This is a genomic window from Hymenobacter sp. DG01, from assembly GCF_006352025.1.
Classification (GTDB): Bacteria; Bacteroidota; Bacteroidia; order Cytophagales; family Hymenobacteraceae; genus Hymenobacter.
This window is the reverse complement of record NZ_CP040936.1, coordinates 687,009-709,515: the sequence shown is the minus strand read 5'-3', so window position 1 is coordinate 709,515 and position 22,507 is coordinate 687,009. Positions and strand designations below refer to the sequence as shown.

Genomic DNA, 22,507 nt, shown 5'->3' with positions numbered 1-22,507 from the left:
TGTATACCCTTAACGCAACTCAACTGCATGGAACCCAATCAATCTGCCACTCCCACCAACGAGGCGGCCGGCTCGTCCGCAGCTGATCAGCCCCAGAACTCGCAACAAAACGCCGGTAACCAGCAAAACGCTGGCGCCGACTCTTCGAACAAATCTTCGGAACAGCAATCCTCCGGTGGCGCTAAAAACTGGATGGAACAGGCTGGCATTCAGAAAATCGTAGATCAGCTTCCTCAAGGCGTCCGCGAATTCCTGCCCAACTCCTGGGAGCAAATCAACAAGCTCTCTACTACGCAAAAAGTAGCAGGCGTTGTGGCTTTGGCCGGCCTAGGCTACCTAGCTACCCGCTCGGGCAAATCGGGCAAAAAAATGAAAGGTGTTAGCTACTATGGCGACAGCGCCCAGGCACAACGACCCAACCAGAACTACCGCTCCGGCAGCCAGGTACATCCGTCCAGCTACTCCTCTTCCAACTCGCAGGTAGATGAGAGCCGCCGTATGGACAAAGGCCCGAACCGTGGCGCCAGCTCTTCCAGCGCCTATGGTTCCAGCGGCTTTGACCGCCAGAACGAAAACCGCGTAGGCGGCAGCTACAACTCGGGCAATTCCGGTAAATCAGATTACTCGTCCGGCTTCTCCTCCGGCTACGACTCCGACAACAAATCGTCAGACTCCTCGTCCTCTTCGATGGCCGGCCGTAGCCAGGGCTACCGTGGTAGCTCCAGCTCTTCCGATGATTCAGACTTCGCCAGCGGCGTGTAAGTAGAGCGTAGCCTAAGGCTACCTCCCCTACCTACTAGAAAATCAAAAGCCTCCTCAGCATGTGCTGAGGAGGCTTTTGTATGTAGTACCGGTCGGTTAAAATGGCGGCGGGCCGTCATCAAAGGTGCTGCGCGGGAAGGGCTGCGCAGGCGGCGGCCCGTCGTTGTTGATGCGGGAGCCCAGCCGGATGGTATTTGGCGCGAAGCCGGAAGCATCGTCGTCGAAAGTACTGGTGGGGAAGGCACCGGGGTTAAAGCCTGCATCGCCGAAGCCGCCTACCCCATCCAGGTCAGCAAACTTGGTGAAGCGGCCAATGAACTTCAGCTGCACCGTTTCCAGGGAGCCGTTTCGGTGCTTGGCAATAATAACCTCGCCGGTGCCCTGGGTGGGGTTACCCATTTCATCCTCAGTAATCTTATAGTATTCAGGCCGGTACAGGAAAATTACCATGTCGGCATCCTGCTCGATAGACCCTGATTCACGAAGGTCACTCAGCTGCGGCTTCTTGTCGCCGCCGCGGGTTTCCACGGAGCGGGAAAGCTGCGACAGAGCCAGTACGGGCACGTTCAGTTCCTTAGCAATACCTTTTAGTGCCCGCGAAATAGAGGCAATTTCCTGTTCGCGGTTACCCCCACCCTTGCCATCCGTGTTGCCCGTCATCAGCTGCAGGTAGTCGATGATGATCATCTGGATGTCGTGGTGGGCCTTGAGGCGGCGGCACTTGGTGCGCAGCTCCCGGATGCTGAGGCCCGGCGTATCGTCAATGTAAATCGGGGCCGACGACAGGGCCGAAATCTTATGGTTCAACTGGGCCCACTCGTAGTCGGCCAGGTTGCCCTTCTTGATCTTCTCCGAATCCAGCTCTGCCTCCGCCGAAATCAGACGATTTACGAGCTGCAGCGAGGACATTTCCAGCGAGAAAATGGCTACGGGCTTCTTGAACTCCACCGCCGCATTGCGCATGGCAGATACTACGAAAGCCGTATTGTGAGTTACGGTCATGTCTTGGAGCAGGAACAGGCGGTTGCCGTCAATTTCGAAGCCGTAGTAGTCATCTTCGCCATCGGCCTCCACCGAAATGCCGGTCATGCGCCAGTCCACTTTGCTGGCCCAGGGGTTAGCCTGCTTGCGCGCTACCCGCACCGGCACCCGGTTGATGTCACCGTAAATGCGGACCCGATATACCTCACTCTCGTAGCCTATGGCGCTGATGGCTGCCTGCTTCTTTTTCAAAGACGTTCGGAAACCCAGCGAGTCGGCCAGGAACTTGATCTGCCGGGCCAAGCGGTGGCTTTTCTGCGTGATTTCGTAGCCGTTGGATACCGGGTCCAGGTGGCCGTCGGCATCAATCAGGCCGGCCAGCAGGCGCAGGCGTCTCTCAGTGCTATTGATGAGGTAAGCCTGCGGAATGTGCTTGTCGCCGAGCACGCCCAGCTGCCGCAGCTCATCCTGCAACGAGAATTGGGCAAGGCTCCCCCCCTGCCGACCACGGGTGATGCCGTAGCTGTTGCAGCGGTTTTCCACTACCCCTACAGTCACCTGCAAGTCCAGCTCGGCAGCATATTCGTGCAGATACTCAATTATTTCCAAATCCTGACCCGTAATGCGGCAGTTGGCGGAGGCCCCGTCGCCGAGCCACACGCCCAGGAAATACGGATCAACCGGCACCGGCTGCGCGGCAAACTCCACGGGCACCTTGTAGCCTTTGTAGTTGGAGCGAAACTTCGCCGATTTGCTGAGCCAGTCTTTAACGGTAATGTTGAGCACGTCGCCGTGGCGGTGCTTGCCCTCGGTGCGGCTGCGCTTCAGGGACAGAATATGGCTCTCGTTGACGCGGTAGTCTTCGGCCTTGTTCTGGCGCACCCAGTACATCTGCTCCCGGCCACGGGCTATGCTCAGCACCCGGCGCGGGGTCGAGTCGTCGCCCATCAGCAGCTCCCCGGCCTGTACGTCCTCTACGTTGCGCAGGGTGCCGTCATACATCAGCACTTTGGTGCCCTTGCCCAGGCACTTACCCATGCCGGGGCGGGCCGCAATAATCACCAGGTCAGAGGGTTGCCAGCCGGATGTTACTCGATCCAGGGCCGAAAAGCCAGACGGTACGCCGGTCAGGCCGTCTTTCTGGTCCTTCTTTTCTTCGAGCTCCTTGATGGCTTTGCCCATCAGGCTCCGCATGTCGTCGAAGTTCTTCCGAATGTTCGATTCCGACACTTCAAACAACGACTGCTCCGTGCTGTCGAGCAGGTTGAATACGTCGGTGGTATCCTCAAACGCGTCGCGCTGAATGTCCGAGGCAATGCGGATCAGTTCGCGCTTGATGGCATTTTCGGTGATGATGCGGGCGTGGTACTCAATGTTAGCCGCCGAGTTTACCTTGAAGGTCAGGTTAGCCACGTAGTGAGCCCCACCGGCGGCTTCCAGCTCGCCCATTTCGCGCAGCTCGTGCGTAACCGTCAGAATATCAATCGGCTCCGACTTATCAAACAGGTTGAGGATGGCCTTGAAAATGCGTTGGTGGCCATCTTTGTAGAAGCTCTGGGGCTTCAGAATATCAATTACCGTCGTGAGGGCGTCCTTTTCCAGCATCAGCGCCCCGAGCACGGCGGCTTCCAGCTCCAGCGCCTGCGGAGGCAGCTTGCCGGCCGGGCCACCCATCGGGACCACCGCAGGGCGGTTGTTCCAGGCGGCTTTGGCCCGCGAGGCCGATAGTTTCAGGCGGTCATCCATCCGGTCATTCATCACTGAGGTAGCACTACAAGGTAAGCAGGTTGGGCCGTTTGTGGTTGAGGCGGGAGAAATTTCCTCGGGCCTAACGCCCCGTTTTCGCAAAGGGGTACAAAGCTAACGGCTGAGGCCTACAATCCGGAAGCAGCCGGAAAGGTTTCTTTTTTTAGGTGATGAAGGGTGATAGGGCGAGGGCGTAATGAGATAAGGAGGGGAACGGACTGGCCGTAGGCCAGGCGTCTGCCGCCAGTTCGTTTCCCTCTTCACCTCATCACCTGTCACGAATCACTCCATCACCCAAACCCTTACCTTTGCCGCCTGCTTACTCTCTATCCTGAATGACTGCTACCCCCTCTTCGCTCCAACGCCTGCACCTGATTGCTACCGGGGGCAGTATTATGCATAACCTGGCCCTGGCCCTGCACCAGCGCGGCGCCCACGTTACCGGCTCCGACGATGAAATATTTGAGCCCGCGAAAAGCCGCCTAGCCAAAGCGGGCCTGCTACCCGCAGAAGAGGGCTGGTTTCCAGAGAAGGTTAACCAGGACCTCGATGCTGTGATTGTGGGTATGCACGCCCGCCCCGATAACCCCGAACTATTGCGCGCCCAGGAGCTAGGGCTGCGGGTGTACTCCTTCCCCGAGTTTATTTATGAGGCTTCCCGCGACAAGCAGCGGGTAGTAATCGGGGGCTCGCACGGCAAAACCAGCATTACCTCCCTCATTCTGCACGTACTGCGCTACCACGGCCGCAAGTTCGACTACGCCGTGGGGGCCCAGCTGGAAGGGTTCGATTTGATGGTGCAGCTCACGGAAGATGCCCCCATCATCATCATTGAGGGCGATGAATACCTGTCGTCGCCGATTGACCGGCGGCCGAAGTTCCACCTCTACCAGCACCACATCGGGGTTATTTCCGGCATCAGCTGGGACCATATCAACGTGTTTCCAACCGAGGAAATCTACCGCGAGCAGTTCAAGATTTTCGCCGAGATGACGCCCAAAGCCGGGGTGCTCATCTATGACCAGAACGACGAGCAGGTGCAGCTGGTAACCGTGCCCAGCAACCCCGACGTGACCTACATCGGCTACGGTCCGCACGAGCACGTTATCCGGGACGGGAAAACCTACCTCATCACTAAGAAGGATGATGAAGTGCCCGTGAAGGTATTCGGGGAGCACAACCTGCGCAACATTTCGGCCGCGAAGGAAGTGTGCAAGCAACTGGGCATCAAGGGCAAGGATTTCTACGAAGCCCTGGGCTCGTTTAAGGGCGCGGCCCGCCGGCTGGAGCTGGTGCGCGAGGGCCAGGACTCGGTAGTGTACAAGGATTTTGCCCACGCCCCAAGCAAGCTGAAAGCCACCGCTACCGCCTTCAAAAAGCAGTACCCCCAGCGCAAGCTGGTAGCCTGCCTGGAGCTGCACACCTTCAGTTCCCTGAACCCAGCCTTCCTGCCTCAGTACGCCCATACCTTCGACACGCCCGACGTGGCTGTAGTGTACTTCAATCCTCATGTGCTGGAGCACAAGCGCCTCCCCCCCCTGCCCGCGGAAGCCGTGCAGCAGGCCTTCCAGCGCCCCGATCTGCGGGTGTTCACGGACAGCCGGGAGCTGGCCGATTTCCTGCACGCCCAGAACTGGCAGCAGGCCAACTTGCTGATGATGTCGTCGGGTACGTTTGACGGGCTGGACCTGGCCCAGCTGGCCGCCGAAGTGACGAAGTAATACCGAGTAGCAGGTACCTGGCGCGGCGAAACGTGTTCCCCGTTTTTCCCGCCCGGTGCTTTCTGCTTCTGTCGGAATCAAGACATGCAACATACCCTTCTGCTTCTGCACGGAGCTCTGGCATCGGAAGCGCAGTTGAAGTTTCTGGTGCGCGAGCTGCCGTCCTTCTACCAGGTGCACTGCTTTTGCTTTAGCGGGCACGGCGGGCGGCCCCTGGTAGCCGGTGAGTTTTCCATGAAGCACTTCGCGCAGGAAATCCGGCAGTTCATTCAGGACCAACTGCTGCCCCCGGTGCACGTGTTCGGCTACAGCATGGGCGGCTACGCGGCCCTGACAGCGGCCGTGCAGTGGCCTGAGCTGTTCAGCAGCATCACTACCCTGGGCACCAAGTTTGACTGGTCGCCAGCCTCGGCTATGCTGGAAACCCGGCACCTGGACCTGGAAAAGATGCGGGAAAAGGTGCCCCAGTTCGTGGAGCAGCTAACCCAGCAGCACGCCCCTACCCCCCTGCCCGATCTGCTACAGGCAACCAGCACGCTCATGCGCGGCCTCGGCGACGCCCCCCCCCTCACGCCCGAAAAGCTGGCCGCCCTGGAGGTGCCCGTGCAGGTACTGGTGGGCGAGCTGGACAAAACCGCCGGTGTAGATGCCTCCCGCTACTTCGCCGACCACATGCCCCGCGCTACCTTCGAAATCATCATGAACACGCCTCACCCACTGGACAAGGTAAACCCCGATTTGCTGGTAAACCGCATTGCCCGCTTCGTGGAGCTAGCCGAGGAAGGCATGCTGTAAAGAGCGCAGCCCCCGGAGCAGCAAGTACATGGCCGCTCCCCAGCAAAAGCCATTGAACAGGATAAGAGCCACGAATACGTAAGATGGCATCGGGTCTTGGAGTGTGACGCCTAGCAGAGTCATAGGCCAGCTAAGTAAAGCCTTCATGACATGCTGCCACCAGGTGGGTTTCCCGCCCCAGGTCATTAGTAACGGGCTCCCGAACATCAGAAAGAAGTTAAGCCCTACCCCTCCTACCCCACTCAGCATCAACGAACGGTACTTCATGGTGGTAGGGCTACAGTTTCTGTCAGAAATATACTTCCATTAAAAAAAAAGGCCCACCAACTGGTGGGCCTTTTTTATAGAAGCTAATTGGTGGGCTTGTCGTCCTTGTCCTTGGGCGGCGGGGGAGTCGCAGGCCTGGGCCGGCGCCGGTCGGTGGTGACGAGCAGGGCCAGGGCCGTAAGTGAGAGGCGCAGAATCCATTTGCGGCTGAGCATGGCTAGCGGCGGGGAAAGAATGTGTTGTTGTCTTCTACGCGCAGGTCGCAGCGGCTGCCGCCGGTGTTTTCCTCGCAGGTAGTACCCACAATTTCATTTTTCTCGAAGTTGAAGAAGCAGAACGTGCATCCTACCCCCGTAATGATGTAGCGGGCCGCGTTGGAGCTCAGGTACAAGCTGTTATCGGAGGAGGTTTGCAGGGGCAGGGCCATGGCCCGGAACATACCATCGCGCAGGCCAATGCCTACCAGGTAGTACACGGCCTTATCCTTGGGCGTTTCCTGCACCTTCCGGATCATAGTTTTATCGATGGCCGTGCCGTCGCCGAACGCGCGGGTAAATGCCCCCGAGAGCTGCTCCCGGGGGACGATATAGCGGATTTTGCCATCGGCTACTTCGGCTACCTGCTTGCTGCTGGCTTCCAGCTTGCGGCGGTTTACTACGTCGGGGTCATTGGTGGGGGAGCTGGTTTCGGGGAAGCCACGCTTGGTGGTTTCGCAGGCGCTCAGGCCGGCTATCAGCAGGGCAGCTCCCAGCAGCGGAGAAAAAGTAAAACGCAGAAAACGATTCATCGAAGTAAATAAGCCGGCCGCGCTTACCGGCCTTTATAGTACGTGCGGGCCTCGGGCAGCTCTTTCTGGATGGCCGCAATCCGGGTACCGTTGGAGGGGTGAGTAGAAAGGAATTCGGGCGGGGAAGCAGCATTTTCGCGGGCATCCATACGCTGCCAGAACGCTACGGCGCCATCGGGATTGTAGCCCGCCATGGCCATAAAGATAAGTCCGAGGTGGTCAGCTTCCGATTCCTGGCTGCGGCCGTATTTCAGCAGGCCTAGCTGCGAGCCCACGCCCACCGCCTGCAGAAACACGTTCTGGGTGGCCGTGGGGTTCTGGCCGGCCGAGGCTGAAAGCACGCTGCCCAGGCCCTGGGCAGCCATCTGCTGGCTCATACGCTCCGAGCTATGCCGGGCTACGGCGTGAGCAATTTCGTGGCCCATGACCACGGCCAAGCCGTTTTCATCCTGCGTGATGGGCAGAATACCGCTGTACACGGCCACCTTGCCGCCGGGCATGCACCAGGCGTTTTCCTGCTTGTCGTCGAGCAGGTTAAACTCCCAGGCGTAGCCCTCCAGCTGGGCCTGGGCATTCTGCTGGCGAAAGTACATTTCCACGGCCTGCTGAATGCGCTGGCCCACGCGCTTTACCATGGCTGCCTGCTCGCCGCTGTTAATTACCCGACTGGAAGCCAGCACTTTCTGGTATTCCTGCGCCGACATCGTATTCATTTCGGTGTCTGATACAAGGCTGAGCTGCCGGCGCCCGGTGATGGGAACCGTGGAGCAAGCCGCCGCGAAAAATAGACAACCGGCCAGGGCAAATCGGTGGAGTTTCATAGGCAAGGGGAAGAGGTAAGAGAATGGCGGATGGGCCCGCCGCACGGCGCTTTGCGTAGCGGACGGGCCCGGACGGTAGTAGAATGGCTATACGTGAGGCAGCGGGCAAAATGTTTGCACCCGACTGCGCCACCCTCCTCACGGGAGGAATTTTACCTTTTCGGCGCCACGAATTAAGGCTACTTTTGAGGACTTTGGAGTCGGCGCGGCACCCGCCGGGCGCTGGTTTTTCTCTCCTCGGAAAACCGGCGCGGGCTAATCCGGCCCGTGTCAGGCTCCTCCGTCTTTTCCAGTTCAAGCCTTTCCGCTGTATGAAAATTCTTTGCATCGGGCGCAACTACGCCGAACACATTGCCGAGCTCCAGAACGAAACGCCCGACGCCCCGGTCATCTTCGCCAAGCCCGATACGGCCCTGCTCCAGCGCAACCAGCCTTTTTTCCTGCCCGATTTCTCCCAGGACATCCACCACGAGATTGAGCTGGTGCTCCGCATCTGCAAAAACGGCAAGAACATCGACGAGAAGTTTGCCCCTACCTACTTCGACGCCATCGGCCTGGGCATCGACTTCACGGCCCGCGACCTGCAGAGCAAGCTGAAAGGCAAAGGCCTACCCTGGGAGCTGGCCAAAGGCTTCGACGGCTCAGCCCCGATTTCGCAGGAGTTCAAGCCCGTTACGGATTTCCCGGACCTGAAGAACATCGATTTTCGCCTGGAAGTGAACGGCGAGGTGCGCCAGCAGGGCAACTCCAGCCTCATGCTCCACGACTTCAACAAAATCATCAGCTACATCTCCCAGTTCATCACCCTGAAAATGGGCGACCTGATTTTCACGGGCACGCCCAGCGGTGTGGGCCAGGTGAAGGTAGGCGACCAACTGACGGGCTTCATCGGGGAAGAAAAGCTGCTGGATCTGGCCGTGAAGTAGGGGTAGCACAGGGTAAGCTATCCTCCGCTCTGGTTGTTATTCCGCGCGCCGCGCGCAACGACAGTCGCCCTACCCCTGCGGGTCGCCGCACTATGCTCTTGCCATCTGGCGCGTTTTTACCTTCGGCGCAACCTTGCCCCCGGCCTTTGCGTCCGGGAAGGCACGATAATGGCTTGCCCAGGCCCACTGGCGCCAGCGCCACCTTTTTCCGCTGCTGATTTCCTTTCCTGAATGCCTGATTTGTTGAATACCCGGCCGCGCCGCCTTCTCAGCGTAGCCATTCCTTTTCTGTTGCTGGGGTTGCAGCCGGCTTCGTGCGGGGGCCAGGAGCCCGACTCGACCAAAGAACCCCAAGTGTCCCGGGCTACGGCCCCTACCCCCGGTAAGCGCCCAGAAGTACCGCAAGGCTACTTCCTGTTTCCCATCAAGCCCGGCCAGCAGAACTTTCTGGCGGCCAGCATGGGCGAGCTGCGCCCCAACCACTTTCACGGCGGCCTCGACATCAAGACCGATGGCCGGGTGGATTTGCCGGTGTACGCCGCCGCCGAGGGCTACATTTCGCGCATGAAGCAGAGCAGCTTCGGCTACGGCAACGTACTCTACATCACCCACCCCAACGGCCTGACGACGGTGTACGGCCACCTCAACCATTTCCGGGGGCCGGTAGCGGAGGAAATGCGCCGCCAGCAGTACGAGAAGAAAACCTACGAGCTGGAGCTGTTCTTCAAGCCCGAGCAGTTTCCGGTGAAGCGCGGCGAGGTGGTGGCCCTATCAGGCAATACCGGCGGCTCGGCCGGCCCGCACCTGCACTGGGAGGTGCGCACGGCCGAGGGCGGCCAGCTTAACCCCCTGCAGTGGGGCGGCTTCCAGGAAATTCAGGACCACGTAGCGCCCTCCTTGCAGGCGTTTGCGGTGGAAGCTCTGGACATTAATGCCCGCGTGCAGGGCCGCTTTGGCAAGGCCGTGTTCGTGCCGAAAGCCCCGCCCCTGCCCAACGGGGGCGGTTACGTGTGGGCCGATACCATTGCGGCCAACGGCACGGTAGGGCTACTGGTGCAGGGCTTTGATAGGTTCGACCAGGCCTGGAACAAGAACGGCTTTCAGAAGGTGGAAGTGCTGGTGAACGGCCAGCCGCACTACGCCCACGTCATCGATGACATTCCGTTTCCGGAGGGCTCCCGCCAGGTAAACCAGCACATGGACTACGAGTGGCGGGCTACCCAGGGCCGGCAACTGGAAAAGCTGTTCGTGGATGACGGCAACGGGCTGAGCATCTACCAAACCGGCCCCAGCAAAGGCAAGCTGCGCGTGGAGCCGGGCCAGGTGTACCGCGTGGAAATCCGGATGAGTGACTCCTACGGCAACATGACCCCGTTGCGCTTCGTGCTGCGCGGTACGGAGCCGGCCTACCGCAAAACCCGCTCGGCGGCCGTTAAAACCCAGAGCCTGCGCTACGACATCAGCCGTAACCTACTGGTAGCCACCGCGGCCGACCCTGATACGGCCTCCGTAGGGGGCAACCTTACGCTTTACCGCGGCAACCGCCGCCTCACGCTCCGGCCCAGCTACACCGAGCAGAGCCAGAACGTGTACCTCTACGACCTGCGGGCCGGCCGCCCCGACTCCCTGCAGTTCGGGAGCGTAACCAAGCGCTTCGACCGGCAGGCCCTGATTCCGGCGGGCCGGGAGTTTGGCTTCTCCACGGCGAATCTGAACCTGGGTTTCGGGCCGAACACCCTGTTCGACACGCTTTTCGTGCAAACCAGCTACAAGCAAGGCCTCTGGACGGTACAGCAGCCGCGCACGCCGCTCTACGGTACCCTGGCCCTCACCCTTAAGCCCGAAACGCCCGTGCTGGACCAGCGCCGCTCGGCTATTTACAGCGTGACGCCCAAGGGCGGGCGGGCCTACGTGGGCGGCAAGTGGCAGGGCAACACCATCACGGCCCCCATCAAAACCTTCGGCCAGTTCCGCATCCTGACGGATACCATTCCGCCCTCGGCCCGCCTGCTGAGCAAAGGCCCCGGCGGGGTCGTGTTCAAAATCGGCGACGACCTTTCGGGCATTGCCAGCTACCAGCTGGAAGTAAACGGGCAGTTCCGCCTGCTGCGCTTTGAGCACAAAAACGCTACCCTCTTCTCGGAGCGCGACGACAAGCTGGGCCCGCCCCTGCGCGGCCCCGCTACCCTGCGCCTCACCGACCAGGCCGGCAATGAAAAAGTAATTCACGTGACGCTGTAGCGTCTGGGGATGCGGCAACTAAAGCTGCGAATAGAGAAGCAGCAGAACGTCATGTCGAGCTTGTCGAGACATGACGTTCTATTTAGATTTTAATCACGTTGCCTTTAAGCCACATAGAAAGAGCGGCTCTCCTGATTCAGGAGAGCCGCTCTTTCTATGTGGCTTAGAAGCATCACTCACTCACGTGCTGCCGGACGAATTCCTCGGCGACTTTGTCGCCGGGCTGTACGTAGGGCTGGATAATGATGCGGGTGCCGCGCTGGTAGGTAAAAAGGCGGTAGAGCCAGTTCGTCATCACAATCAGCTTGCTACGGAAGCCGATGAGGTAGTAAATGTGTACGAACAGCCAGGCCACCCAGGCAATAAAGCCTTTCAGGCTCTTGTTACCGGGCAAATCGGCCACGGCGCGGCCCCGGCCTACAATAGCCAGGGAGCCTTTGTCGAAGTAGTCAAACGCCTCCCAGGCTTCGCCGCGCATGCGGCGCACCAGGTTTTTGCCCAGCAGGCGCCCTTGCTGCAGGGCCGGCTGGGCCACTTGCGGGTGCCCCTTGGGCCATTTCTCCGATTTCATCACGGCAATGTCGCCGATGGCAAACACGTCCTCGAAGCCCTGAACCTGGTTGAAGTGGTTGACGAGGTAACGGCCCCTTTCCACCGTTTCGGGGGGTAGGCCGTCGATGGTGGCCCCGGCTACCCCGGCGGCCCACACCAAAGTCTGGGTTTTGATCTGCTCCCCGTCCTTAAAGGTCACGGTTTCACCGTCGTAGCTGGAAACCAACTTGTTGAGCTTGATATTGACGCCGAGCTTTTCCAGGTACTCGTGCGTATTCTTGCTCGACTCCGGCGACATGGGCGGCAACACCCTATCCAGACCATCGACGAGGTAGATGTTCATCAGCCGGAAATCGAGGCCGGGGTAGTCACGCGGGAGTACGTGCTGGCGCATTTCGGCCAGGGAGCCGGCCAGCTCCACGCCCGTGGGGCCGGCCCCGGCAATTACCACGTTCAGCAGACTCTGGCGCAGCTCGGGGTCCTTGGAAATGTTGGCCTGCTCGAAGCTCTGCAGCAGCTGGCTGCGCAGGTTCACGGCATCGGTCAGGTTTTTCAGCCCGAAGGAGTTCTGCTTGATCTGCTCGTTGCCGAAGTAGTTGGACTTGGTGCCGGTGGCAATAACCAGGTAGTCGTAGCGCACCTCGCCAATCAGGGTGGTTACGGTTTTGGTGGCGGGGTTAATGTTGGTTACCCGCACGTAGCGGAAGTGGAAATCCGTGCGGTCATCAAACAGCTTGCGGATGGGCTCGGCAATGGCTTCGGGCTCCAGGCCGGCCGTTGCCACTTGGTAGAGCAGGGGCCAGAAGCCGTAGTAGTGCTGTTTGCTGAGCATGACCACCTGAAACTGGTCGTCGGGCAGGTATTTGGTCAGGTTCACGCCGCCAAAGCCGCCCCCAATAATTACGACGCGCGGCTTAGTGGTTTCCGGAATATTAAGCGAGAGTTGTTCCAGGTGTAGCATAATCGGAGGAAAAGGGTAACCTGAAGCTATACGGCTGCCTGCGCAAAGCGGCCGTTACCGTTGACCTTGGGCCCCAGGGTGCACTGCCGGGGCGGTTGGCTTCGTGCTGACTTCCGTTTGAGGTTTAAGCGCATGGCCGGGGTAGGCAGATGTCATGCGGTCGGCGCTAGCGTCAACCGGCCCGGCGGCTGCGCCGTTGGTCTGGGGTATCCGGGAGGTGCTCCCATGCGTATAATGGGCTTTTCCCTACCCCCTTTCCTATGGCAAATCTGCTCAAGCGTCGGCGCCCGGTTTTGTTTACCGTCATTGGTGCCACGGTAGCTACCGGCGTGGCGGCCTACGCCTACGCCCGGCGCAAGCTCCACCCGACCCTGCCCACCGTGGCCCACGTCAACCTGCATAAGTACATGGGCCTGTGGTACGAGGTGGCGCGCCTGCCCGCCCGCTTCGAGAAAGGCTGCCAGCACGTGACGGCCGAGTACAAGCTGCTGCCGGACGGTAAGGTACGGGTAGTCAATACCTGCCACAAAGAAGGCCTCAACGGCCCCGTGAAAAAGGCCACCGCCACGGCCCGCGCCGTGGACGACACCAACAGCAAGCTGAAAGTGCAGTTCTTCTGGCCCTTCGAGGGCGACTACTGGATTCTGGACCTCGACCTCTCTGATTACCGTTACGCTCTGGTAGGTGAGCCCGGCCGCGAAAACCTCTGGATTCTGAGCCGCACCCCGCACCTGGACCGCAGCATCCGCGACCGGCTGGTAGCCCACGCCCGTGAGCTGGGGTTCCCGGTTGAAAACCTGCTATTCACGCCCCAGCCCATTAGCGAATAAGCTGGTTTGACGGGCTACCGTACTTAGGGTAATCCCAGCCTTCTTTCAGTCTATGTGACCAACCCTTGACACTATTGTACGTCAAGGGTTGGTCATGCTTTAGGGGGTAGGGTTTCCTAAAGGACGAATAGTTGCCAGCCCTGCCATGGCACCTGCTTATTGACAATTTCACCGTTTCACCGCTTCGCTCTTATCTTCGCGCCATGGCACTACCTCAAGTGGGCGACCAGGCTCCGGCCTTTGAAGCCCAGGACCAAACCGGCGCTACGCACCGCCTCCAGGACTACGCGGGCCGCAAAGTGGCCCTCTACTTCTACCCCAAAGACGACACCTCGGGCTGCACCGCCCAGGCCTGCAACCTCCGCGACAATTACCAGAGCCTGCTCGGGGCCGGCATTCAGGTGCTGGGCGTGAGCATCGACTCAGAAAAGTCGCACCAGAAGTTCGCTACTAAGTACGAACTGCCCTTTCCCCTGCTGGTGGACGAGGACAAGAAAATAGTGGAAGCCTACGGCGTGTGGCAGGAAAAATCGATGTACGGCCGCAAGTACATGGGCACCATGCGTTACACCTTCCTAATTGACGAGCAGGGCCGCATTGAAAAGGTCATCACCAAGGTCGATACCAAGAACCACGCGGCTCAGCTGCTGTAAAGTACCGAAAGCCTCGCCTGTTGCGGCGGGGCTTTTTTGTGGGTTGAGGTAACAGGGCTAATAGTGACAGGTGACCATTTACTTCACCACCTTATCATCTCCTTTCCCCTCCCGCCCAACTTTCTACCTTTGTTTCCCCATCAAACCCTAACTCAGCACATGGCTCAGGATTCCTCATTTGCCGCTTCCTCCGAAACGCATGCCCCTACCCCCACCCGCTCGGTGGATGATTTGAAACAGATTGCCGCCCAGGTTCGCCGCGACATTGTGCGCATGGTACACGCCGTTAACTCGGGTCACCCCGGCGGCTCGCTCGGCTGCACCGATCTGCTGGTGGCACTATACTTCAAGGTTATGAAGCACACCCCCGAGCCCTTCGACATGAACGGCATCGGGCAAGACCTGTTTTTCCTTTCCAACGGCCACATTTCGCCGGTATTCTACTCGGTGCTGGCCCGCTCAGGCTACTTCCCCGTGGGCGAGCTGGCTACCTTCCGCAAGCTGAACTCCCGCTTGCAGGGCCACCCCGCTACCCACGAGCACCTACCCGGCGTACGCGTGGCTTCCGGCTCTCTGGGCCAGGGCCTGAGCGTGGCCATCGGGGCTGCCCAAGCCAAGAAGCTCAACAACGACGACCGCAACGTATTCGTGCTGATGGGTGATGGTGAGCTGGAAGAAGGCCAGATCTGGGAGGCCGCTATGTATGCGCCTCACCACAAAGTTGACAACCTGATTGCCTTCGTGGACCGCAACGGCCAGCAGATTGACGGACCCACCGACAAAATTGGTGGCCTCGGCGACCTGCGCGCCAAGTTCGAAGCCTTCAACTGGCGCGTGCTCGAAACCGACGGCAACGACCTCGAGAAACTCCTCCCCACCATTGAAGAAGCCGTGCAGCTCAGCGGCCAGGGCCAGCCCATTATGGTGCTGATGGACACGCAGATGGGCTACGGCGTTGACTTCATGATGGGCTCACACAAGTGGCACGGCGTGGCTCCGAACGATGAGCAGCTGGAGAAGGCCCTGCAGCAGTTGGTAGTTGAAAAAGCCGGCGACTACTAATATCCTACGTGTCTGTCATGCTGAGCGAAGGCGGAGCCGGAGTCGAAGTATCTCTACCGCTTCATCCTCACGCAAGAATTAGCCAGAATTAGCCAGAGGTAGAGATGCTTCGGCTGCGCTCAGCATGACAGTTCTTTTTCCGCCGCCCTACATGCGCTACTTGGTTTTGGTTACGTGCTTGCTGCTGAGCCTGCTGGCTCCCTGGCAGAGCCGTGCCCAGAACGTAGCGCCCGAGAAGCCCCGGACCACCCGCATTTTGTTCGTGCTCGATGCTTCGGGCTCGATGCGGGCGCCCTGGGAAGGGCAGCAGCGCTGGGACGTGGCCAAAAACCTGCTCTCGAAGATGGTGGACTCGCTCAACGCCTACCCCAACCTGGAGCTGGCATTGCGCGCCTACGGTCATCAGCACGAAAACAAGGAGAATAACTGCGAGGACTCGAAGCTGGAAGTGGCCTTCGCGCCCAAAAACGCGGGGGCCATTAAGGCGCGGCTGAAAACCATCGAGCCGAAAGGCAACACGCCCATCACGTACTCCTTGCTGCAGTCGGCCCAGGATTTTCCCGCTGACCGCACAGCCCGTAACGTGCTCATTCTGATTACCGACGGGCTAGAATCCTGCAAAGGCGACCCGTGCGCTACGGCCGTGGCGTTGCAGCGCAAGCACGTATTCCTGAAGCCTTTCGTGATTGGCATTGGGGCTGAGCGGGAGTTTGGCAAGCAGCTGGAGTGCCTGGGGCAGTACTACAACGCGGCCGATGTGAAGACCTTTCGCACCATCCTCAACGATGTAGTGGCCCAGACCCTGGCCAAAACCACAGTGGCCGTCAACCTGACCGATGAGGCCGGCCGGCCGGTGGAGTCGAACGTGAACATGACCTTCCTCAACAACGTCACGGAGCAGCCGGAGTACAACTACGTGCACTTCCGCGACGCCCAGGGCAAGCCCGACGTGCTCGACATCGACGCCCTGCAGAGCTACGATTTGGTTATTAACACGGTACCGCCGGTGCGCCAGCCGAACCTGCCCATCCGGCCCGGCAAGGCCAACGTCCTTACCTACAAAACGCCCCAGGGCACACTCTGGCTCCAAAGCCCCAGCCTCACGCCCAACCCTTACGGTACGGTGCAGGCCGTAGTACGGGCCCAGGGTAGCCCGGCCACGGTGGTGGCCCTACCCTTCGGGAGCCGGCAAAAGCTGCTGGCCGGCAACTACGAGGTGGAGCTACTAACTCTACCCCGCCAGATCCGCCGAATCTCGGTGAAGCAGGGTCAGGAAACAGCCGTGACCTACGAGGCGCCCGGTATCCTGAACATCGTGTCGGATCTGAAGGGCTACGGCAGCATTTACCAGCTCAACAACGACGAGTCGCAGACGTGGGTGTACAACCTGCCCGACGGGGGTAGCAGCAAGATCAACCTACCCATGCAGCCGGGGGCCTACCGCCTGGTGTTCCGCACCAAAACCGCCACCGGCAGCAAGTTCACCGATGTCCGCAACTTCACCATTCGGCCGGGTCAAACCTCGTCGGTCAGCATTTTTGGGCGATGAAAAGCAGTGTAGCAAAAGAAACCCAACTGAACAGTCAAGCAGAGCGCAGCGAAGCATCTCGCGTGGTATCATTGCAGACGTCGGCACGCGAGATGCTTCGCTGCGCTCTGCTTGACGGGCTAGCGGAGGCAGTCAAAAGTTTACAGGAAAACGGCTACGCAACCTTGCCAGGCGCCTTCTCTCCCGAAGAAGCCCGGGCTCTGCTCCAAACCATTGAGGGTGCGGAAGCTGATTCCGCTAATTTTCGCCGCAGCCAGGATGTGTTTGCCATTCGCAATCTGCTGGGCGAGATTCCGCAGCTTCGGGAGCAACTCCTGACGCCTCGGCTGCGGGAAGTGCTGGCGGTGCTGTTTCCGGGTGCTACTCCGCATCTGACCAAGGCTATTTATTTCGATAAGCCCGCCGGCTCCAACTGGCTGGTGGCCTGGCATCAGGATGTGATGATTAGCGTGGACCGTCGGCTGTACTTGCCTGGTTACGGCCCCTGGAGTAGCAAAAGCGGTGAAGTAGCAGTACTACCGCCCCAGGCGATTCTGGAAAGCATCTATACTCTCCGCCTCCACCTCGACGATTGCGACGAAACAAATGGTGCCTTACGCGTGGTGCCCCGCTCCCACCGGCAGGGCATCATCCCAAACAAACAGCATCCTGCTTATACGCCCCAGGCCGTTACCTGCCCTGTACCGGCCGGTGGCCTGATGCTGATGCAGCCCCTAACGCTTCATGCCTCCAACCGCAGCACCAGCAACCGCCCGCGCCGCGTGATTCACCTGGAGTTCAGCACCGCTGAGCTGCCCGCAGGATTACAGTGGCGGGAGCGGCTGGAAGCGCCTCTCACTTCTGCCAACTACTCATCCTGAATAAGTAGATGACAGAAGTAAAGGGCATAACAAACGATTTAAACCTTTAGAACCCTACAACTCCACATATGAAAGACTTTCCCTACACCGAATCGAAGGATACCCGCAGCGGCTTTGGCGCGGGCCTGCAAGAGCTGGGCAAAACCAACCCCAACGTGGTGGCCCTCTGCGCCGACCTCATCGGCTCGCTCAAGATGGACGCCTTCATCAAGGACAACCCCGAGCGTTTCTTCCAGGTAGGCATTGCTGAGGCTAACATGATGGGTCTGGCCGCCGGCCTTACCATCGGGGGCAAGATTCCCTTCACCGGCACCTTCGCCAACTTCTCGACCGGCCGCGTGTACGACCAGATCCGGCAGAGCATTGCCTACTCGGGCAAGAACGTGAAGATCTGCGCTTCGCACGCGGGCCTCACGCTGGGCGAAGACGGCGCCACCCACCAAATTCTGGAGGACATCGGGATGATGAAGATGCTACCCCACATGACGGTCATCAACCCCTGCGACTACAACCAGACCAAGGCTGCTACCATCGCCATTGCCGACTACGAAGGCCCGGTGTACCTGCGCTTCGGCCGCCCCGTAGTGCCCAACTTCACCCCCGCCGACCAGAAGTTTGAGGTAGGCAAAGGCATTGTGCTGAACGAGGGTACTGATGTGAGCATCTTCGCTACGGGCCACTTGGTATGGAAGGCCATTCTGGCGGGCAAGCTGCTGGCTGAGAAAGGCATCAACGCCGAAATCATCAACATCCACACCATTAAGCCCCTGGATGCCCAGCTGATTCTGGAATCGGCGCGCAAAACGCGCTGCGTAGTAACGGCCGAGGAGCACCAGATGAACGGCGGCCTCGGCGACTCCGTGGCCCAGCTGCTGGCCCGCGAGGAGCCCTTGCCCCTGGAAATGGTAGCCGTGAATGACTCCTTCGGCGAATCGGGCACGCCCGACCAACTGATGGAGAAATACGGCCTCAACGAGCAAGCCATTGTGGCCGCCGTAGAGAAAGTAATGGCCCGCCGCAAGTAAGCCGCCGCTTACTTAATACAGCAAGTGCCCCCTGCGAAAAGCGGCAGGGGGCACTTGCTGTTTTTACTCATTCATACTATAAATAGCCGCCAGAAAAAACGGAATAGTAATCAACAATGAAATTAGCAGCGGCTTCCAGATTTTCTTGGTCTGAAACTGCTGGGGCATGTATTTCTTGAAGAAGAACTCCGTTAGAAATCCGCCGCCGGCAAAGTTCAATCCGTAAGTCAGGGCGCGGGATGGGTGGTTCAGCGCATTCAGGGTCAGGACGGCCAGCAGGGTGTAGCTCCCTGAAAAAATCAGTACCTGCCAAGCCTCGCGCCAGCGGCCAACATCCCGCATATTATGAAACAGGAGCACCCCGCCGAAAACGACGGTGAAGAACACCGAAAAGCCCTAGATAGCTCGCTTCGAGTATAAGGCCGGCTGGGACTGAAGAGCAGGCCGGGCGTCAGGTTCAGGAGTGGCTACCTCTGGTATCATAATGCAACTCGGCTGGGTATAGAAAGTAAATCCGACCAATGATACGAAATGCCTGCCGCGCAGCTACCGCAAACCGGCCCAGCGCTGGGGTAGCACGGCATCCAGGTACAGCCACTCGGGGCGGTTGGCAAAGGTGTAATCGTGGTAGCAGGCCAGGAAGGCTTCGGTTTCGCGGTACACTTCCTGCAGCGCCTCGGCGGGGCCAGAGGCGGCTCGCTCGTAGTCGGCGGCCAGGCCGTATATCCAACCAACTTCTACTTCCGATTCTACTAATGTACGGAGACGGTACAGGGCCCGGCTGACGCGACCCAGCGGCCAGCTGCTGCCCGCCAGCCGCTGCTGCAGCCATGCCAGGGCAGGCCGGGCAGTGAAGCGGGCCGGAGGGAAGGCCGCGGCCAGGTAGGCCAGTACGTCTGGTTGACGCAGACGCAGCAACCGGTACAATTCCACGAAAAAGCCGTTGGGCTCTTCTTCGCGGAGCAACACGGCGTCCACCCAGTCACTTACATCCGCCAGCGTTACTACCTCCAGTTGCAGGCCCAACCGGAGGTAGTACGCTGTTTCGCTTAGCGGCAAGCCGCTGAATTCGGCTTCCAGATCCATAGGCATTGGGCGGCGGATGCGGGTGACTCTTGCGCATACGGCAGTCCAGTGCCTTCAGGCAAACGGACCGGGAAACTTTCGGCAGGCCGGGTTTGAGCCCTGGCCGGGGGTAGGGAATGAGGGCCTACCCCTGCTTGCTACCACACTCGGCGCAGAACCGCTGCTCCGGCTTCACGGTGGCGCCGCAGTCGCCGCAGAATTTGTCTTTGGTCTGGGCCGCTACGTTGGGAGTGCCGCAGGTGGGGCAGAATTTCTGGCCGGGAGCCAGCTTGGTCTGGCAGCTCTGGCACTGCACCAAGCCCCCGGTGTTGAGGAAATCGAGGCCTTTGGTATAGTCCTGATTCCGGGTTTTGGTGCGGATTTGCTCACTGGCGGCCTGGCGCTGTTGGGCGGCCAGCTCCTCGTGCTCGTCGGGGGCGCAGGTTTCGCAGAGGCTGGCTTTGTGGTTCCAGCACACATCGGGGCACACCCAGCTACCGCAGCGGGTGCACTGCTTGAAGTAGGCTTTACCTTCCTGCACGGCTTTTTCCAGGGCCGAATCGTGGGCCTTACCACCAATGGCACGCTGCACATGGTAGGCGGCGCTGCCGGCGCTGGAGAAGCTCCCCCCGAACAGGCTGCCCGCCGCCCGCATCAGTTCGCCGGCTATGCCAATGGCATTGGGGTGAAAGCGCGACATGTGCCCGTTGCGGCATTTGTCGCAGTAGAATTTGAATTGGAAGCCCTTGTCGGTGGACAAATCGTCGTGGTTAGCGACGAACTGAATCATGCTGCTCATGGCGTGAGAGGAGGAGTGGAGGGCTAAAAATAGTGTTTCTCAGCACTCAAAGCTGTCTTTGCCTTTTCGATGAGCTCGGATTACGGGCTTATACTTGCAGACACTTTGAGGATGCCCATCCTCCTTTCACATGCGCTTTTCTTACCTCCTGCTCGCCCTATTGCTGTTTGCCTGCCCTACCCTCGCTCAAAAGCCCGATACCACCATTATTCGCTACACGGGTCAGCTGGCGGGGCAGTACACCTCGGGCGGCGTCAACCGCACCCTGTTTTCCACCTCGCACTCCGTTACACTGTTGCGGGGGCTGCACTTTGGCGCGCCGGTTACGGGCAGCTTCACGTATGGCAAGCAGGAAAAGCTGCTCAAGGAGCGGGAGTTTCTGCTGAACACAACCCCTTACTACTGGAAAGGCCGCTTCCGCTTCTACGGTATCGGGGGCTACGAGCGCAGCAACCTGCGCGGCATCGAGAACCGCTACCAGGTGGGCGCCGGCCCCGGCTGGGCTATTTATACCGATTCGCTGAACCGCGAAGTAGCCGTCAGCAACCTCATTATCCGGGAGGCCACCTACTTCCAAGATGGCTCCAGCCGCACGGTGGCCCGCAACTCTACCCGCCTGAAGGTGGCCTACTCCTACCGGGTCTTCACGCTGAACTCCATTACCTTCTACCAGCCCAACCTGCAGAATTTCGAGGATTACCGCGTCACGCAGCAGTCGAGTCTGGCGTTGCGCTTCACGCCCCGCTTCGCCATTACCGGCACCTATACCTACACCTTCGAAAACCGCATTCTGGAAGGCAAGCCCCGCGACAATACCAACGTGACGGTGGGCGTATCGTTCAGCACGAAGTAGCGCGTTCAGCGCGGGGACGCATACGGGTTTCTGCCGGCCTGTTTAAACCTTGCGGCCCCTACCCCCTCTAAGCTCCCAAACCCGCCCTAATCCGCCCTGCCTGCGCCCCTTGGAAGACCAGGAGATACTCGTCAAGTTTCAGGACCCCGCCACCCGCAACGTGGCCTTTAACCAGCTGGTGCGCAAGTACCAAAGCAAGGTGTACTGGCATGTGCGCAAGATGGTGGTCAGCCACGACGACGCCGACGACCTGACCCAGGATGTGTTTGTGAAGGTGTGGAACCACCTGGATAATTTCCGCCAGGATGCCTCCCTCTACACCTGGATTTACCGCATTGCCACCAACGAGTGCCTGAGCTGGCTGCAAAGCAAGCGCCGCCGGTTTTTCCTACCCCTCAACGATGTAGGAGCCGAGCTGACGGCCAAGCTGGAGGCCGACGAAAGCCTGGCCGGCGACGAGGTGGAGCTGAAGCTGCAGAAAGCCATCCTGCGCCTCCCCGATAAGCAGCGCCTGGTCTTCAACCTACGCTACTACGACGACATGCCCTACGAACAGATGGCCGAGGTAACCGGCACTTCCGTAGGCGCCCTGAAAGCCTCCTACCACCACGCCGTCAAGAAGATTGAGCAATACATTAACGCCGGCCCCGACTAGCTCTGAGTGGGTTGATTTCGCTGACTTCGCTTTAGTTGATGCCTGAGCCGTTGGCAGCACAAAGCCAGAATATAAAAAGCAGCCCTGCTCCCCGGTATCATTAAACCTCACGGCCTTTCCGGCCTCTAACTCATATGAATACTCCTTTTCGTCTGGATGAACACCGGCGCCGGCCGCACCCGCCGCTGGCCCCTCCCCCGGACCGCTACTTCGAGCAGCTGCCCCGGCGCGTAATGCAGCGGGTGCAGCCTGAGGCGCCCGGCGCCCCAGGCTGGCACTGGCTGGCGGCCCTCACGGGGCCCATGCGCACGGCCCTGGCTTCGGTGGTAGTGCTGGGGGGCTTCGCGGCTTCGTTTCTGCTGAGTCCGTCCCCGGTGCCGGCTGCTTCGGCCGGCGCGGCACTGGCGCAGGTGCCCCGCGAGGAAATGGTGCAGTACCTGCTGGCCAGTGAGCAGCGCCTGACCCTTACGGACCTGGCGGAGCTGCCCGCTGCTACCACCGCTTTGCCCACGGAAAGCTACCTGCACGCCTCCGAGCAGGAAGTACAGGACCTGCTCGATGCCCAGCCCACCGAGGATGCCTACCTCTAACCTCTC

22 protein-coding genes are annotated in these 22,507 nt (G+C 59.8%); 14 read left to right on the top strand and 8 right to left on the bottom strand.

What is annotated here, in order from left to right; all coding sequences use genetic code 11:
• Window positions 1-27: 27 nt before the first annotated feature.
• Window positions 28-762, top strand: coding sequence for a hypothetical protein (locus FGZ14_RS02990; protein WP_139921073.1), 735 nt, complete (start codon window positions 28-30; stop codon window positions 760-762).
• A 96-nt stretch (window positions 763-858) separates the two neighbouring features.
• Here FGZ14_RS02990 and dnaB read toward each other — a convergent pair whose 3' ends face one another.
• A complete protein-coding gene (gene dnaB / locus FGZ14_RS02985; RefSeq protein WP_139925994.1) occupies window positions 859-3,417 on the bottom strand; it encodes a replicative DNA helicase in 2,559 nt (852 codons plus the stop codon).
• 407 nt (window positions 3,418-3,824) lie between these two features.
• Between dnaB and murC the strand changes: the two genes are divergently transcribed.
• Together murC and FGZ14_RS02975 are read left to right on the top strand one after the other, a co-directional pair.
• Entirely contained in the window at window positions 3,825-5,210 is a 1,386-nt protein-coding gene (gene murC, locus FGZ14_RS02980) for a UDP-N-acetylmuramate--L-alanine ligase (protein WP_139921071.1), read from the top strand.
• A gap of 84 nt (window positions 5,211-5,294) precedes the next feature.
• Window positions 5,295-6,005 carry an alpha/beta fold hydrolase gene (locus tag FGZ14_RS02975; RefSeq protein WP_139921069.1) on the top strand — a complete coding sequence of 237 codons (711 nt, stop codon included), beginning with the start codon at window positions 5,295-5,297 and terminating at the stop codon, window positions 6,003-6,005.
• Between the two features lie 350 nt (window positions 6,006-6,355).
• Here FGZ14_RS02975 and FGZ14_RS21965 read toward each other — a convergent pair whose 3' ends face one another.
• Genes FGZ14_RS21965 through FGZ14_RS02965 form a run of 3 tightly spaced genes read right to left on the bottom strand, consistent with a single transcriptional unit; the run spans window position 6,356 to window position 7,880 of the window.
• The gene (locus tag FGZ14_RS21965; RefSeq protein ID WP_257883327.1) at window positions 6,356-6,487 is read right to left on the bottom strand and encodes a hypothetical protein; all 132 of its coding nucleotides are present in this window, start codon (window positions 6,485-6,487) and stop codon (window positions 6,356-6,358) included.
• Between the two features lie 2 nt (window positions 6,488-6,489).
• Window positions 6,490-7,059 (bottom strand): hypothetical protein, encoded by a 570-nt coding sequence (locus FGZ14_RS02970; protein ID WP_139921067.1) that lies wholly within the window; start codon window positions 7,057-7,059, stop codon window positions 6,490-6,492.
• Between the two features lie 23 nt (window positions 7,060-7,082).
• Complete coding sequence (locus FGZ14_RS02965) at window positions 7,083-7,880, bottom strand: M48 family metallopeptidase (protein WP_139921064.1); 798 nt, start codon at window positions 7,878-7,880, stop codon at window positions 7,083-7,085.
• Window positions 7,881-8,191: 311 nt separating this feature from the next.
• Between FGZ14_RS02965 and FGZ14_RS02960 the strand changes: the two genes are divergently transcribed.
• On the top strand, window positions 8,192-8,806 hold the full coding sequence (locus FGZ14_RS02960; protein ID WP_139921062.1) for a fumarylacetoacetate hydrolase family protein: 615 nt from the start codon (window positions 8,192-8,194) through the stop codon (window positions 8,804-8,806).
• Window positions 8,807-9,037: 231 nt separating this feature from the next.
• Window positions 9,038-11,047, top strand: coding sequence for a M23 family metallopeptidase (locus FGZ14_RS02955; RefSeq protein ID WP_139921060.1), 2,010 nt, complete (start codon window positions 9,038-9,040; stop codon window positions 11,045-11,047).
• A 172-nt stretch (window positions 11,048-11,219) separates the two neighbouring features.
• Here FGZ14_RS02955 and FGZ14_RS02950 read toward each other — a convergent pair whose 3' ends face one another.
• A complete protein-coding gene (locus tag FGZ14_RS02950) occupies window positions 11,220-12,560 on the bottom strand; it encodes an NAD(P)/FAD-dependent oxidoreductase (protein WP_139921058.1) in 1,341 nt (446 codons plus the stop codon).
• A gap of 260 nt (window positions 12,561-12,820) precedes the next feature.
• Between FGZ14_RS02950 and FGZ14_RS02945 the strand changes: the two genes are divergently transcribed.
• The 6 genes from FGZ14_RS02945 (at window position 12,821) to FGZ14_RS02920 (ending at window position 18,539) form a co-directional block, all read left to right on the top strand.
• Window positions 12,821-13,390: a lipocalin family protein gene (locus tag FGZ14_RS02945; protein WP_139921055.1), complete on the top strand. Its 570-nt coding sequence runs from the start codon at window positions 12,821-12,823 to the stop codon at window positions 13,388-13,390.
• 203 nt (window positions 13,391-13,593) lie between these two features.
• Window positions 13,594-14,043: a thioredoxin-dependent thiol peroxidase gene (gene bcp, locus FGZ14_RS02940; protein ID WP_139921053.1), complete on the top strand. Its 450-nt coding sequence runs from the start codon at window positions 13,594-13,596 to the stop codon at window positions 14,041-14,043.
• A 159-nt stretch (window positions 14,044-14,202) separates the two neighbouring features.
• On the top strand, window positions 14,203-15,105 hold the full coding sequence (locus FGZ14_RS02935; RefSeq protein ID WP_139921050.1) for a transketolase: 903 nt from the start codon (window positions 14,203-14,205) through the stop codon (window positions 15,103-15,105).
• Window positions 15,106-15,256: 151 nt separating this feature from the next.
• Window positions 15,257-16,654, top strand: a complete 1,398-nt coding sequence (locus FGZ14_RS02930) for a VWA domain-containing protein (protein ID WP_139921048.1) — start codon at window positions 15,257-15,259, stop codon at window positions 16,652-16,654.
• On the top strand, window positions 16,651-17,514 hold the full coding sequence (locus FGZ14_RS02925; RefSeq protein ID WP_308217164.1) for a phytanoyl-CoA dioxygenase family protein: 864 nt from the start codon (window positions 16,651-16,653) through the stop codon (window positions 17,512-17,514). The genes FGZ14_RS02930 and FGZ14_RS02925 overlap by 4 nt, the downstream gene beginning before the upstream one ends.
• 68 nt (window positions 17,515-17,582) lie before the next feature.
• Window positions 17,583-18,539: a transketolase family protein gene (locus FGZ14_RS02920; RefSeq protein ID WP_139921044.1), complete on the top strand. Its 957-nt coding sequence runs from the start codon at window positions 17,583-17,585 to the stop codon at window positions 18,537-18,539.
• A gap of 63 nt (window positions 18,540-18,602) precedes the next feature.
• Here the strand turns inward: FGZ14_RS02920 and FGZ14_RS02915 are convergent, their stop codons facing one another.
• The 3 genes from FGZ14_RS02915 to FGZ14_RS02905 all read right to left on the bottom strand — a co-directional run bounded on the left by FGZ14_RS02915 (window position 18,603) and on the right by FGZ14_RS02905 (window position 20,403).
• On the bottom strand, window positions 18,603-18,926 hold the full coding sequence (locus FGZ14_RS02915) for a hypothetical protein (RefSeq protein ID WP_139921042.1): 324 nt from the start codon (window positions 18,924-18,926) through the stop codon (window positions 18,603-18,605).
• A 159-nt stretch (window positions 18,927-19,085) separates the two neighbouring features.
• A complete protein-coding gene (locus tag FGZ14_RS02910) occupies window positions 19,086-19,631 on the bottom strand; it encodes a hypothetical protein (protein WP_219601046.1) in 546 nt (181 codons plus the stop codon).
• A gap of 118 nt (window positions 19,632-19,749) precedes the next feature.
• Window positions 19,750-20,403, bottom strand: coding sequence for a zinc ribbon domain-containing protein (locus FGZ14_RS02905; protein WP_139921037.1), 654 nt, complete (start codon window positions 20,401-20,403; stop codon window positions 19,750-19,752).
• A gap of 130 nt (window positions 20,404-20,533) precedes the next feature.
• On the opposite strand from FGZ14_RS02905, the gene FGZ14_RS02900 reads away from it, so the two are divergent.
• The 3 genes from FGZ14_RS02900 to FGZ14_RS02890 all read left to right on the top strand — a co-directional run bounded on the left by FGZ14_RS02900 (window position 20,534) and on the right by FGZ14_RS02890 (window position 22,501).
• Entirely contained in the window at window positions 20,534-21,256 is a 723-nt protein-coding gene (locus FGZ14_RS02900; protein ID WP_139921035.1) for a DUF481 domain-containing protein, read from the top strand.
• Window positions 21,257-21,365: 109 nt separating this feature from the next.
• Window positions 21,366-21,911: an RNA polymerase sigma factor gene (locus tag FGZ14_RS02895; protein ID WP_139925993.1), complete on the top strand. Its 546-nt coding sequence runs from the start codon at window positions 21,366-21,368 to the stop codon at window positions 21,909-21,911.
• Window positions 21,912-22,045: 134 nt separating this feature from the next.
• Window positions 22,046-22,501 carry a hypothetical protein gene (locus tag FGZ14_RS02890; protein ID WP_139921033.1) on the top strand — a complete coding sequence of 152 codons (456 nt, stop codon included), beginning with the start codon at window positions 22,046-22,048 and terminating at the stop codon, window positions 22,499-22,501.
• Window positions 22,502-22,507: the final 6 nt, after the last annotated feature.